The organism is Mesorhizobium sp. M0601 (assembly GCF_040320845.1).
Taxonomy (GTDB): Bacteria; Pseudomonadota; Alphaproteobacteria; order Rhizobiales; family Rhizobiaceae; genus Mesorhizobium.
The window spans coordinates 121,899-135,015 of the sequence record NZ_JAMYQK010000004.1 but is presented as its reverse complement, the minus strand read 5'-3'; the positions used below and the strand labels follow the sequence as shown (position 1 = coordinate 135,015).

10 protein-coding genes, 1 tRNA gene and 1 pseudogene are annotated in these 13,117 nt (G+C 62.5%); 3 read left to right on the top strand and 9 right to left on the bottom strand.

The window, feature by feature from the left end; all coding sequences use genetic code 11:
• Window positions 1-227 precede the first annotated feature (227 nt).
• The 5 genes from NKI41_RS06390 to NKI41_RS06370 form a co-directional block, all read right to left on the bottom strand.
• Window positions 228-304, bottom strand: a tRNA-Pro gene (locus tag NKI41_RS06390).
• A 36-nt stretch (window positions 305-340) separates the two neighbouring features.
• A complete protein-coding gene (locus tag NKI41_RS06385) occupies window positions 341-1,630 on the bottom strand; it encodes an O-antigen ligase family protein (RefSeq protein ID WP_352682031.1) in 1,290 nt (429 codons plus the stop codon).
• Window positions 1,627-3,162, bottom strand: coding sequence for an undecaprenyl-phosphate glucose phosphotransferase (locus NKI41_RS06380; protein WP_352471993.1), 1,536 nt, complete (start codon window positions 3,160-3,162; stop codon window positions 1,627-1,629). The genes NKI41_RS06385 and NKI41_RS06380 overlap by 4 nt, the downstream gene beginning before the upstream one ends.
• A gap of 116 nt (window positions 3,163-3,278) precedes the next feature.
• A complete protein-coding gene (locus NKI41_RS06375) occupies window positions 3,279-4,403 on the bottom strand; it encodes a glycosyltransferase family 4 protein (RefSeq protein ID WP_352501530.1) in 1,125 nt (374 codons plus the stop codon).
• A gap of 12 nt (window positions 4,404-4,415) precedes the next feature.
• Complete coding sequence (locus NKI41_RS06370; protein WP_352682029.1) at window positions 4,416-4,979, bottom strand: polysaccharide biosynthesis/export family protein; 564 nt, start codon at window positions 4,977-4,979, stop codon at window positions 4,416-4,418.
• 255 nt (window positions 4,980-5,234) lie between these two features.
• Between NKI41_RS06370 and NKI41_RS06365 the strand changes: the two genes are divergently transcribed.
• Window positions 5,235-7,484, top strand: coding sequence for a GumC family protein (locus NKI41_RS06365; protein ID WP_352682027.1), 2,250 nt, complete (start codon window positions 5,235-5,237; stop codon window positions 7,482-7,484).
• Window positions 7,485-7,507: 23 nt separating this feature from the next.
• Here NKI41_RS06365 and NKI41_RS06360 read toward each other — a convergent pair whose 3' ends face one another.
• Complete coding sequence (locus tag NKI41_RS06360; RefSeq protein ID WP_352682025.1) at window positions 7,508-8,737, bottom strand: GNAT family N-acetyltransferase; 1,230 nt, start codon at window positions 8,735-8,737, stop codon at window positions 7,508-7,510.
• Between the two features lie 89 nt (window positions 8,738-8,826).
• Between NKI41_RS06360 and NKI41_RS06355 the strand changes: the two genes are divergently transcribed.
• Window positions 8,827-9,885 carry a polysaccharide deacetylase family protein gene (locus NKI41_RS06355; RefSeq protein WP_352471988.1) on the top strand — a complete coding sequence of 353 codons (1,059 nt, stop codon included), beginning with the start codon at window positions 8,827-8,829 and terminating at the stop codon, window positions 9,883-9,885.
• Here the strand turns inward: NKI41_RS06355 and NKI41_RS06350 are convergent.
• Window positions 9,882-10,109 (bottom strand): DUF2842 domain-containing protein, encoded by a 228-nt coding sequence (locus tag NKI41_RS06350; protein ID WP_023674629.1) that lies wholly within the window; start codon window positions 10,107-10,109, stop codon window positions 9,882-9,884. The two genes, NKI41_RS06355 and NKI41_RS06350, sit on opposite strands and share 4 nt — an antisense overlap.
• Before the next feature lie 151 nt (window positions 10,110-10,260).
• Between NKI41_RS06350 and NKI41_RS06345 the strand changes: the two genes are divergently transcribed.
• On the top strand, window positions 10,261-11,355 hold the full coding sequence (locus NKI41_RS06345; RefSeq protein WP_352682023.1) for a COX15/CtaA family protein: 1,095 nt from the start codon (window positions 10,261-10,263) through the stop codon (window positions 11,353-11,355).
• A gap of 18 nt (window positions 11,356-11,373) precedes the next feature.
• Here NKI41_RS06345 and NKI41_RS06340 read toward each other — a convergent pair.
• Window positions 11,374-12,183: pseudogene (locus tag NKI41_RS06340) on the bottom strand (aminoglycoside phosphotransferase family protein); the annotation flags it as partial.
• Window positions 12,184-13,110, bottom strand: a complete 927-nt coding sequence (gene argC, locus NKI41_RS06335; protein WP_352501535.1) for an N-acetyl-gamma-glutamyl-phosphate reductase — start codon at window positions 13,108-13,110, stop codon at window positions 12,184-12,186.
• Between the last annotated feature and the right edge of the window lie 7 nt (window positions 13,111-13,117).

Sequence of the window (13,117 nt, the reverse complement as noted above, 5' to 3'; positions counted from 1 at the left end):
CTTTTCTCACGATAAAGGTTGGCGTACGCAGCAAAGCTTACCTAGCCATTACCGCGCGGTTTCTCGGTGGGCTTCTGGCTAGACGCCAGCCTCCGTGCCTCGCGCACGAGTGATGCGTGATCGGTTCCCTCGATGAGATCACGCCTGCGTATGTTGCGCTGCTGCAGTGCGGCTATCGTCTGTACAGCCAGTTTTGGGGGAAAACTGGCTAAGGCTTTGGATTTTAATGGTCGGAGTGGCCGGATTCGAACCGACGACCCCTTGACCCCCAGTCAAGTGCGCTACCGGGCTGCGCTACACTCCGGACCGGTCGCGATGTATCGTGATAGACCGGGTCCGGTCAACCGAATTCGGTTGCTGTCTTGCCTGAAGCAACCGCGACGGGGATTGCCGGTCGCTGCGTCGCCCGCAGCTGCCACTGGTGGCGGTATTCGAGCGCGATGGCACCCCAGATCAAGCCGAGCAGCAGGTAGACATGGCGCCAGTGGTCGATGTCGATGAAGGTGCCGAGCCCGATATTGCCGATGAAGGCGACGTAGGCGCATAGAAGATAAGGCTGCCACGGCCGGTCGCGCAGCAGAATGCGGAAGCCGGCGGCGATCGTCCAGCACGTCAGCGTCAGGAACGACACGAAGCCGAGCCAGCCGTAATCCATCAGCATCTTCAGCCAGATGTCGTGCGTGTCCTCGCCGAAGATCTTGCCGAAGACGAGCGGGCCGATGCCGAAAGGATGCTCCAGTGCCATCTGAAAGCCGATCGTATAGCGGGCGAAGCGGCCGAGCCGGGCGGTGTCGTAGCTTTGTTCGAGCTGTGCGCGGTTCGAGAACATCTCGGCGACGCCTGGCAGTTGCAGGATGACGATCATTGCGATGATCAGCAGTCCGACGGCGGCGACGGTCATGACGACGACGCGCAGCCTGAACTTGCCGCTGGCGCTCTGCAGGAACAAGGCACCGGTCAAAAGGATCGCCGAAACGGCGAACATGCCCCAGGCGCCGCGCGAAAAGGAAAAGAAGATGCCGGCGGTGATGATCAGCAACGGCATAGCCAATAGAGGCATGCGCGCGACCGAGCCGGTAAGCAGCAGATAGAGCAGGTAGATGCCCGGCAGCACCAGGAACGGACCGAACACGTTCGGGTCCTGGAAGGCGCCGGCGGCACGGTCATATTTGGTGAAGATCTCGGCTCCTGGAAAGGCATGGAAATAGCCGGCTATGCCGACCAGCGAAGTCAGCACTGCCGATACCACATAGGCGACGAAGATCACCCGGTAGAGACTGGGCCGGACCGCCGTTACCGAAGCGAAAAAAACCGCGGTTAAGGCCAGGAACAGCGAGACGGCGAGATAGAGCGGCGTGCCGGCGAGGTCCGACATCTGCGTCATCGAGATCATGCCGCCGATGTTCATGATCACCAGCAGCACCAGCAGCGGCACCGCCGCGCGTTGTATGCGCAGGCCGAACAAGGGCCACACCACGATCAGCCCGACCATATAGAGGTCGTATGGCGCCGGTTCATCGATGACGAAGCCCGACAGGAAAACACCGAGGAAAACCGCCCCCGACGCAATCAATGCAATCAGCTTGGCGTTGACCGCCGCAGCCGGCAATTCATAGGCCGTCGCGCTCAATACGCGTTTTCCGTATTGAGCAGGCGGATCGGCGTCAGGAACAGGATTCTGAGATCGAACAAGAGCGACCAGTTCTCGATGTAATAGAGGTCGTATTCCGTCCGCATGCGAATCTTCTCGTTGGTGTCCATCTCGCCGCGCCAGCCATTGATCTGCGCCCAGCCGGTCACACCGGGTTTGACCTTGTGGCGGGCGAAATAGCCGTCGACCACTTCATTGTAGAGGAGGTTGTGCGACTGCGCGGCAATGGCGTGCGGGCGCGGCCCGACCAGCGACAGCGAACCGAACAGCGAATTGAAAAACTGCGGCAGTTCGTCGATCGAGGTCTTGCGGATAAAGCGGCCGACGCGGGTGACGCGCGGATCGTTCTTGGTCACGGTCTGTTTGGCCGTCGGGTCCGCCTTGTCGGTATACATCGAACGGAACTTGTAGACGTCGATGATCTCGTTGTTGAAGCCGTGCCGCTTCTGATGGAACAGCACCGGCCCCTTGCTGTCGAGTTTGATCGCGATTGCGGTCGCCAGCATCACCGGCGAGAACACGATGATGCCGATGATCGAAAAGACAATGTCGAAGGCGCGCTTGGCGACCGAATCCCAGTCGTTGATCGGCTTGTCGAAGATATCGAGCATCGGCACCGAGCCGATGTAGGAATAGGCGCGCGGCCTGAACTGCAGAGCGTTCGAATGCGCCGATAGCCGGATGTCGACCGGCAGCACCCACAGCTTCTTCAATAACTGCAGCACGCGCGATTCGGCGGTCAGCGGCAGCGATACGATCAGCATGTCGATGCGCGCGATGCGGGCAAATTCGATGAGTTCGGAAATTGTGCCGAGCTTGGGATAACCGGCGACAACCGGCGGCGACCGCTTGTCGCCGCGGTCGTCGAAGATGCCGCAGATGCGGATGTCGTTGTAGGGCTGCCTTTCGACCGAGCGGATCAATACCTCCGCCGCCTTGCCGCCGCCGACGATGACGGCCCGGCGCTCCATCCGCCCGTCGCGCGCCCAGCGCCGGATCAGCTTCGACATCACCAGGCGGAGACCCAGGATCAGCACGAAACCGACGACGAACCATGTGCCGAAGAGCAGGCGCGAATAGTCTTCCGACATTTTCATGGTGAAGGCGGTGAGCGCCATCAAGGCGAATGTTCCGGCCCAGACCAGCAGGAGACGGCCGAAATTGGCGATCGGCCGCATCAGCGCGACGATCTGGTAGCGGTCGGTGACGTCGAACAGAACGACCGCGAGGAACGAAGTGGCGGCGATCGTCAGTGAGTATTGCCAGGCAAGATAGTTGAAAAAGCCGACATAATAGAAATAGACGGCAAGACCTGAGACCAACAGCAGCGCGAATTCCACCATGCGCAGGACGCCGCTCACCATGATCGGCGACATCGTATCGCGCCGGTATTGCGAGGCGACCTGGCGGGCAACATCGTTCATGCCGCCGGCCGTATTGTTCTCGGCAGGGGCGTCGAATTTGCGCACCGCGTCTAGCGAAAAACGGCGCGCTGGGTCGATTTCGTTCATGGGGCGTCCGCAGGTTTCCCTCAGGTGAATAGCAAAAGAGAGCTAAGAAACCCTTGAAACAACGGATGGCTTTGGAGACGCTTTCACCAGGAGCAGCCCGGTGGAAACCCGTTGTTCTATTTTTTGAGCGCGGCGAAATAGGCCTTTTCGATTTCGGCGGCCATTACATCGGCGCCGAAGCGTGCCTTGAGGTCGGCGAGGCCGGGCATCAGGCCTTTGTAGGTGTCGAGATCGGCCAATGCGGCGCTTATCTTGTCGCCAAGTTCGCGCGGGTCGGGCCGGATCAGGACAGGTGAGCCGGTGTCGAAGATTTCCGGTATGCCGCCGACCGCCGTCGCGATGATCGGCTTGCCGGCGGCGAGCGCTTCCAGAACTATATAGGGCATGGCTTCCGCGCGCGAGGGAACGACGACCAGTTCGGCCAGCCTGAAGGCGAGCCTGGCCGGCATCGGCGCCAGGAAGCTGACCTCGAGGCCGAGCTGATCTACCTGGGCGCGATAGCGCGGCAGGTCGTCGCCGTCGCCGACCATCAGCGCTTTCAATGGGCGGCCGAGTCGTGTCGCGGCTAGCCCCAGCGCATCGATGAAGATGTCCGGGCCTTTGAGGTCTCGCATCATGCCGATATAGAGGAGGTCAACCGCATTGTGCTCGGTCCGCACCGGCTCGAACTCGGCGGCGCGCAGGCCGTTGTGGACGAGAGCGTTCGGAATGGGCGGCTCGCCGACCTTCCTGCGATAGGTCCGCCGCTCATAATCGGAAACAAACAGCAGGCAATCGGTGAAGCGAGCCATGAAGCGCTCGAGCGCGAAGAACAACTTCCCCATGGCGGTGGTCTCGTCATAGTGAAGCGAGCCGCCATGCGGCGAATAAAGGCGGGCTACGCGCGACCTGGATACCCGCAACAATGAGCCGAACAGACGGGCATAGGCGCCACCTTTGGCGCCATGCCCGTGCAGCACGTCCGGCCGCAATTCTTTTATGATCCTGTAGGTGCGCCGGGCCGAGGCGAGATCGCCTGGCCCGACATGCCGCTGCATCGGGGTGCGGTGAATGCCGAGTGCCAGGCTGCCTTTCATCTGTTCGAACAGCCGTTCCTCGAAATCGCCGCCCGTCGTCGAATCGCAGACGATGCCGACGGCATGGCCGGCGGCGACCTGAGCCTCGGTCAGGTCGCGCACATGCCGGAAGATGCCTCCGACCGGTGAGCGAAAGCAGTGGACGATCCTGAGTGTGTCCGCCACTTTGTCAGCACATCAAAACAGGCGTTCGCGAACATAGACTGTATCGCCGGGCAGCAGCGGGTCGGAGATCACCACGCGTCCGGTTATCACCTTGCCGTTGATGTCGCGGGTAATGTCGACGCTTTCCTGGTTGGCGCGTGGCGTGAACCCGCCGGCGATGGCGACGGCTTTCTGCACGGTCAGGCCTGGAACGTAGGAATACTGCCCCGCCGCACCCACTTCACCCATGACGAAGATCGGCCGGTAGCGATCGATTTCTACCGAAACATCGGGATCCCGCAAATAACCCTGGCGCAGTTTCTCGGCGATCTCGCTTTCAAGCTGTTGGGCGGTGTGGCCGCGCGCCGGCACGTTGCCGACGAGCGGCAGCGAGAGATAGCCGGACTGGTCGACGCTGTAGGTATTGGTCAGTCCTTCCTGCTCGAACACGGTTACGCGGACGCGGTCGCCGGCGCCGAGGCGATAGGGCTGGTCGAGAACTTCATGGAATGCGGCCGGCGTCGGCCGGTAGCTGGAGCAGCCCGAAAGCATCGATACGGCAAGCAGCGCGCGGAAAAGGGGAGCAGTGCTTTTCATGAGCGGACACGTACCTTTGAATAGCCGGCGACTCTGCGGCAAACCTTAACGATCGAGCTCGATTATCATCCTGTTAGGGTTAATGGCCGGTAAAGGCGCGCGGCCGATGCGGGCCGGATCGACGAATGCAGATGGTTTTCAGCCTCTTGTTTGCGGCTTGTTAATAGAGCCTGACAGGTTCTTACCGCGATATTAACGGCTGAGTTACCATAGTTGTTTACGGTGCATGCTGACTCAGTACCGGAGCAGGGATGCATGTCCGTTCAATCCGCGGCCGCAGATGTCGACGTCGATCTCAGGCAGCTTTTCGCCGGCCTGGCGCGAAACTGGCTGCGCATCCTTGTCGTCGCACTGGTTGTAACCGGTCTGGCCTTTGCGCTCGCCTGGCTTGCAACGCCCGAATACAAGGCGGCAGCCAAGCTGGAGATCGGGCCTCGAGAATCGGAGTTCACGCGGCCAGCCGGGGCCAACGGCAACGAGCGGTCGATTCCCGACGGAGAGGCTGTGGCCACCGAGGTCCAGATCATCTCGTCCCCCGACATCCTCAAGCAGGTGGCGGCGAAGCTCAACCTGGCGAAATTGCCCGAATTCGACGAGGCGCTGAAGATGTCGGCGCTGAGCCGCGCCCTTGTCCTTGTTGGCTTGAAAAGCGATCCGTTCGAGATTCCGCTGGAAGAGCGCGTGCTGGACGCAATGCATGAGAAGCTCAACGTCTATGGCGTTGAAAAAACCCGCGCGATCGCAATCGAGTTCTCGTCAGAGGATCCAAAGCTTGCCGCCGCGATCCCGAACGCCATTGCAAACGCCTATATCGCCTCCAAGGGCAATGCCAAGCTCGAATCGAATTCCGCCGCCACCGACTTTCTGGCGCCGGAAATCGCGGATCTGCAGAACCGGGTGAAGGAGGCGGAAGCCAAGGTTGCCGCATTCCGTGCGCAGTCCGATCTTTTGATGGGCGGCAACAATTCGGTGCTTGCCACCCAGCAGCTGTCCGAATTGTCGAGCGAACTGTCACGCGTGCGCGCCAATCGCGCTTCGGCGGAAGCGACCGCTGACAGCGTGCGCAGGGCGTTGCGCAATGGCGGCTCGCTGGATGCCGTTCCGGAGGTGTTGTCTTCCGAACTGATCCAGCGCCTGCGCGAGCGGCAAGTCGAACTCAAGAACAACATCGCCGACCTTTCCACCACCTTGCTCGACAACCATCCGCGCATCCGCGCGCTGAAGTCGCAGCTCGCGGATCTCGACCGCCAGATCCGCAACGAAGCGGAAAAGATCATGAAAGGTCTGATGGCGCAGGCCGAGACGGCGAAGGCGCGAGAGGCTCAACTCGTGGCAGACGTCAACACGCTGAAGGCGGCGTCCGCCCGCGCCGGCGAAGAGCAGGTGGAACTCGATGCGCTGCAGCGTGATGCCGCGACCAAGCGTCAGCAGCTCGATCTCTATTCATCCAGCTATCTCCAGGCGGCCGCACGCAAGGATCGCAACTATCTGCCCGTCGACGCTCGCGTATTTTCGGAGGCCCAGGTGCCGGCCGAACCTTATTTCCCCAAGATTGGTCCGATTGTCAGTGCGGCCTTTGTCGGCTCGTTGCTCATCATGGCGATCGTCACGCTGCTGCAGGAACTGTTTTCCGGCCGCGCCATGCGTCCGGCCGCCGGTGCCCATTTCGAGCGCATCGAGCAGGTTGCGATGCCGGCTGTCCAGGCCGAACGCGTGATGGCCGAGCCCGACCCGTCGGTTGGCCGGTCCGAACCGGCAGTCGTTGAGATCGATGAGGCCGACGACGACAATATCATTGAAAGCAAAGTGGAGTCGGAACCCGTCGCGGTGGCGGAAGCGGCTGCCGAGAAAATCGAACCGGAGTACTCTGAAATGGCTGCTGGAGACATTGAACCGGCACGTTCTATCCTCGGCGAGGTCGACATCGACAAGGCCGCGGAAAAACTGATCGCCACCGGTGCCGCCCGCGCCATATTCGTGTCGCCGGAAGGCGACGAGGCGGCTGCCTCGGCAGTGCTGGTGGCGCGCGCAGTCTCCGACGCCGGGCTACGCGTGCTGCTGCTTGATCTCACCGCTTCGGGTGCTGCCTCGCGGCCGATGCTGGACAGCGGGCTGTTTCCGGGCATCACCGATCTGCTCGCCTCGCAAGCGCAGTTCAGCGATGTGATCCACCCCGATCTCTATTCGGACTGCCACGTTATTCCCGTCGGCACAGCCGATCCGGTCCGCGCCATGCGCGCCGCCGACCGGCTGCCGATCATCATGCAGTCGCTGACCACCGCCTATGATTTGGTCGTGGTCGAATGCGGACCGGCCGACGCGCAAGGCATCAGCCGCCTGGTGGGCGAGGGGACCGAGGTTTTGCTCTCCATGCTTGAACCGGACGACGAGGTGACGCAGGCCGCGGTCGCGCTCATCGAGAGTGGCTATCCCGACCTGACGCTGGTCACGCCCATCGGCCATGTGGCGCCGGGCCCAATGCCGGGACGGCGCTCGGCCGCCTGAGGCAGTTTTCTCTCAAATCGAAATCAGCTGTCGTCTTCGCCTGCGGCCGGTGCTGTCCGCCCCACGGCTTTACGGCGCAGCAGCTTGGTCAGCTTCCAGACCATTGGGCTGTGCTTGATGAATGCCTTCAGGCTTGCGCCGTGCCTGAGCGCAAGCGCCAGCGCACGACCTTTCGGCGTCAGCGGAACCAGCACCTCGAAATGCTGCGTTTCGATATCGCACCACAATCGCTTGTAGGGTTCGTCGCCGACCGAGAAATCATAGATTTCGAAACCCGCCTCGCAGGCTTCCTGGATGTTCTCGAAGAACAGGAAGTCGCCCGGGCTGGTGTGTGCGAGGTCGTCCTCGGCAATCGCCCCGAACTCGCAGATCAGCCGCTTGCCCGAACGGCTCGACCCGGTGACTGCACGAAGTTTGCCGGCGACTTCCAGCCCATGCAGGACGAAGGACGGATCTTCCTCTTGAAGCGCGTCGGCAAACAGCGAGCGGAAAAAAGCGCGCACCTCCGCCTCACCGAAAACATTGGCGATGCCCATCTTGCGGAAGCGGAATTCCTTCATCTCGAAAAAGGCATCGAGCAGCATGTGCACCTCGTCCGCAGTTCTCGCCTCGATGCGACGATAGCTGCCAACGGCCTCGAACTTGCGCGCCTGCGAGCGATGCTTCTTGCGCCTGCGCTTGCCGCTCACGCGGGTGAGCAGTGCGTCAAATCCTCCCACAAGACCGGCGGCCAGCGACAGATTGGGGCTCGAAAAATGCGGCAAGGCGGAGAGCGGGTTGGCAACGCCGTCGAGATCGGGCAGCAACCGCTCCAGCGCAACAAGATCGATGTCGCGCCGCGCCTTGGCAATCGCAGCCAGCATCGAGCGGATCGCCGCGCTATCGGCATTCGCCAGCCATTGCGGGTCGGCGGCGGCAAAATTGCCGTTTGCATGGCGGCCGCCCATGAACCGGGCGACGCGGAACGCTCCACTGCGAGTGACCTCCAGCGCCAGTGAGAAAACCGGCCTGTCCTCGGCGCGCAGCGTCGCAACGACAACGTCGGCGCCGGTATGTGCGGCCCAGTTCAGGATCCAGCCGGCGCTTTGCGCAGGGGCAAAAAGCGCCGAATGGCAGAATTCTGCGTACGCCGCCAACGCCGCACTATCGGCGACTGAGGTTGACAGGCCGGCTTTGCCGGCCGGCAAGGCATACGGCGACGCCTCGCTGCTTGCCAGCCGATTGCCGTCAAATGACGCGGTGGCGTCAACCATACCTCAATCCTTGGGGCGTATTCGTCGCGATTGGGGGTCCGCGCAGGCGCATTCCATGCTTAATGAGCTTAGGCGCAAAAGGTGAATGAATGATCGACGGGGGCGAGGCAATCCGCAAACTGGCGCTCAATCTCGCCCGCTATTCCGGTCTCGCGCCGCTGGCCAAGCCGTTTATCGGCGGCCTTGGCGCCATCCTGATGCTGCATCGGGTAACCGCGACACCGGAGAAGCCGAACGGTGTCAACCGCCATTTGAACATCGCGCCTGGGTTTCTCGACACCGTGATCGCCGACATGAAGGCGAACGGCTACAGTTTCGTCACGCTTGACGAGGCGATCGAGCGCATCAAGGCCGGCGACAAGGACGGCCAGTTTGCGACGATCACCGCCGACGACGCCTATCGAGACAACATGACCGAGGCGCTGCCGGTGCTGGAGAAGCACGGCGCGCCGATCACCATCTACGTCGCGCCGGGGCTGATCGACGGCGCTGCCGATTTGTGGTGGGACGTGGTCGAGGACATCGTCAATGCGCGCGATCGCCTGACGCTGACGACGCCGGATGGCCCGGTGACAATCGACTGCTCGAGTCCGGGAAAAAAGGTCCAGGCCAATGCGCGCCTGCACGCTCATCTGACGCTGAAGGTGCGCGAGCAGGACCAGCGTGCGGTGTTGCGGGATCTGGCGCGCTCGAACGGCATCGAGTTGGGTGGTCCGCGCCCGAGCACGCTGATGAACTGGGACGAGATCCGCACCATGGCCGGGCACCCGCTGGTGGCGATCGGCGCACATAGCGTCAATCACTGCAATCTGAAGCGGCTTTCCGAGAGCGATGCGCGACATGAGATCGGCGACGTCAAGCGCATATTGCAGGCCAAACTCGGCGAGGAACCGCGCCATTTCGCCTATCCCTACGGTTATGCCAGTGCCGTCGGCCGCCGCGAAGTAGGCCTAGCCCGCGATGCCGGCTACGCCTCGGCGGTGACGACCCGCCACGGCATACTCCGCGCCGAGCATGCCGGCTTCCTGCACGCCCTGCCGCGCATTTCGGTCAATGGCCGCTACCAGAGCGTCGCCCACATCCGAACAATGTTGTCGGGCGTGACGACGCCGCTGGCCAATGCCGGCAAGACGGTGGTGACGATCTAACTGTTGCCTCGCCCCTTCGGCCGCGGCTCCAGGATCAGCCATTTGATGATGCCCATCGCCGGCAGCACCCACAAAAGCCCGCTGAGCAGGAAGAAGATGAAGTGCGCCAGCGGCCCGGACTGCGACAATTGGGCGACCGCCACAATCGAGGCGACCAGCGCATAGACTATGACCAGCACTACCAGCAGGAAGCTTCCGATCAGCTTTTTCAGGCGAATGGGCATGGCGCGATCTCGTTGATCGCTATCGCTTAGGCCGAACAGCCAATACGCGCAACCCGCCAGAAACGGCGCGACGGCGTGCCGCGCTGTCCGGTCTTGCAAGCCGGGTTGCGATGGTTCACCAATCCGCGACTTCAACTGCCGGGACAAATCCATGGCTGCTGCCATATCCGATGCCGCGCCTTTCGCCGCCCGCGATCGCGACCTTCGCAACCGCGCGCTGGTACGCGGTTGGCTCTATGTCGTGCTCCTGGTGCTGTTTGCGCTGGTACTGGTCGGCGGCGCTACAAGGCTCACCAATTCCGGCCTGTCGATCACCGAATGGCAGCCGATACACGGCGTCATCCCGCCGCTCAATGATGCCGAGTGGCAGGAGGAGTTCCTGCGCTACCAGCAGACCCCGCAATATGCCGAACTCAACAACGGCATGAGCATCGAGGGGTTCAAATCGATCTTCTGGTGGGAATGGGTGCACCGCATCCTGGCGCGTAGTGTCGGCGTGGTCTTCGCCCTGCCGCTGCTGTTCTTCTGGGCGACGCGCCGCATCGAGCGGGGCCTCGGCACGAAGTTGTCGGGCATCCTCCTTCTCGGCGCTCTGCAGGGCGCAATAGGCTGGTGGATGGTGGCGTCCGGGTTGGTTGAACGGGTTTCGGTCAGCCAATATCGGCTGGCGACGCATCTGACGCTGGCGGCGCTGATCTTCACGGCGACCATGGTGGTCGCGCGTGGGCTGGCGCCGCACTCGGAACCTGCCGCCGACCGCTCGACGCAACGTCTGGCCGGCTACCTGGTGCTGCTGGCGCTGGTCCAGATCTATCTCGGCGGGCTGGTCGCAGGGCTAGACGCCGGCTTGAGCTACAACACCTGGCCGCTGATGGACGGCAAGCTGGTCCCCGGCGACCTGCTGCTGCTCGAGCCGGCATGGCGCAATTTCTTCGAAAACCCGAAGACGGTGCAATTCGTCCACCGCGTCGGCGCCTACACGATCTTCGCGGTCGCGCTCTGGCACATGATTGCGACACGCCGGCGCCTGCCGGGCACGACGCATGCCCGGCGCGCGACGCTGCTGTTCCTGATTGTCGTGGTGCAGGCGTCGATCGGCATCGGCACGCTATTGATGCAGGTGCCTCTGCACATGGCCCTGACGCATCAGGCATTCGCGCTGGTTCTGCTGGGCTTCGCCGCCGCGCATTGGCGCGGTACCAAGGGCGCTTACCCGCTGCCCCACGAGATCGCTCTCAGAGGCTGAGCCGCACCCGCCGGATTGCGCGGCAATCGCCAGCTCGCGGTTTTCGTCGACCGCATTGCGATCTTCATGGTGCCATGCAGCCGACAGGCAGCCATAGGCGATGGCGTGGTCCAGTATCGCGGGCGGCGGCTGGCCGAGCGTTGCGGCAAAGACATGCGCCATATGCGCGATCCGCCGCGGATCGGTGCAAAGACCGTCTCGGTCGAGTGGGTTGTAGAACACATTGGCGGCATCGAAGCCGGGGTCGCCGAGAACGCCCTTTGGATCGATCGCCAGCCAGCCGCGCGGACCGTGCATGATGTTGTCGTGATGCAGGTCGCCATGCAGCGGCCGCACGTCGTGCGGATTGGACAACAGCCGTTCCGCGATTTCGGCAGCTTCGACATACAGGCTCTTTTCGCCGGCGGCGCGATCGGCCTTCGCCTTTTTGAACAGGCTGGAAAACCGGATCCGCAACGGCTGAAGGTCCGGCGGGGCAGGGTGCTTCGACGGCGAGAACAGCTTGGCCATTACCTCCGCCGCGATCGCGGTGGCGGCATTGTCGCCCTGATCCGCAATCATCTGTGACAGCGAGGTTTCGCCGGCATACTCGAGCAGCATCCGGTGGCCATCGCGACCCAGCAGCCGCACCGCGCCTTCGCCGCGTCGCCAGGCGAGGAAATGCTCGCCGCGCAACTCGTCCTCGACATCGTCGAAAGGCTTTAGATCCTTGACGATTGCCGGTGAGCCGTCTTCGCGATCAACCTTCCAGATGCGGCTGCTGAACGTTTCGGCGATGAGTTCGGGCGCGCCGACCTTCCAGCGCTTCGGAAATGCTGGCGCATCCATTCAGAGGCCGAGCATCAGATCCATGTTCTGCACGGCAGCGCCCGAGGCGCCCTTGCCGAGATTGTCGTAGACGGCAAGCAGCAGCGCCTGCGCCCTGTTATCATTGGCAAAGACATAGAGCTTCATCCGGTTGGTGCCGTTGTAGATCTCCGGATCGATGTCGGGCATGCGTTCCTGATGCAGATACGGCGCCACCTCGACCACGCCGCCATCGATGGAAGCGAAATGATCGGCGATCGCCGCGTGAAGCTCGGCGCCGGTCGGCACATGGTCGAGGCCGCCGAGTTGCAGCGGCACCACCGTGATCATGCCTTGCGCGAAATTGCCGACTGCCGGCTGCATGATCGGATCGTGCGAAAGCCTGGCATAGGTCCTGAGTTCCGGCACGTGCTTGTGCTGCAGCGTCAGTCCGTAGGGCAGGAATTCCGGCGCATCCTCGCCCTTGGCGACATAATCCTCGATCATAGGCCGGCCGCCGCCGGAATAGCCGGAAATGCCGTTGACGGTGACCGGAAAATCGGCCGGCAGCAGCCCCGCCGCAACCAGCGGCCGCAGCGTCGCGATTGGTCCTTGCGGCCAGCAGCCAGGATTGGCGACGCGCTTCGCCGAAGCGATCTTCTTCGCCTGGTCCTTGTCCATTTCGGCGAAACCATATTCCCACCCATCGGCGACACGATGCGCCGTCGAGGCGTCGATCACTTTGGTGGTGTCATTGGCGATCAGCGAAACGCTTTCCTTGGCGGCCGCGTCCGGTAGGCAGAGAATCGCGACATCGGCGGCATTGAGGAACTCGGCGCGCGCTGCCGTTTCCTTGCGGCGCTCGGTCGGGATGGAGATGATTTCCAGGTCGCCGCGCTCGGCAAGCAGCGCCCTTATCTGCAGACCGGTGGTGCCGTGCTCGCCGTCGATGAAGATTTTCGGTTTCATTGCGTGC

What these genes read in the sequence shown, in the direction of transcription:
- NKI41_RS06350 (WP_023674629.1), bottom strand. Translation starts at nt 10,109, where the DNA reads ATGCCCATTCGCCTGAAAAAGCTGATCGGAAGCTTCCTGCTGGTAGTG.
- NKI41_RS06380 (WP_352471993.1), bottom strand. Translation starts at nt 3,162, where the DNA reads ATGAACGAAATCGACCCAGCGCGCCGTTTTTCGCTAGACGCGGTGCGC.
- NKI41_RS06370 (WP_352682029.1), bottom strand. Translation starts at nt 4,979, where the DNA reads ATGAAAAGCACTGCTCCCCTTTTCCGCGCGCTGCTTGCCGTATCGATG.
- argC (WP_352501535.1), bottom strand. Translation starts at nt 13,110, where the DNA reads ATGAAACCGAAAATCTTCATCGACGGCGAGCACGGCACCACCGGTCTG.
- NKI41_RS06345 (WP_352682023.1), top strand. Translation starts at nt 10,261, where the DNA reads ATGGCTGCTGCCATATCCGATGCCGCGCCTTTCGCCGCCCGCGATCGC.
- NKI41_RS06360 (WP_352682025.1), bottom strand. Translation starts at nt 8,737, where the DNA reads ATGGTTGACGCCACCGCGTCATTTGACGGCAATCGGCTGGCAAGCAGC.
- NKI41_RS06355 (WP_352471988.1), top strand. Translation starts at nt 8,827, where the DNA reads ATGATCGACGGGGGCGAGGCAATCCGCAAACTGGCGCTCAATCTCGCC.
- NKI41_RS06365 (WP_352682027.1), top strand. Translation starts at nt 5,235, where the DNA reads ATGTCCGTTCAATCCGCGGCCGCAGATGTCGACGTCGATCTCAGGCAG.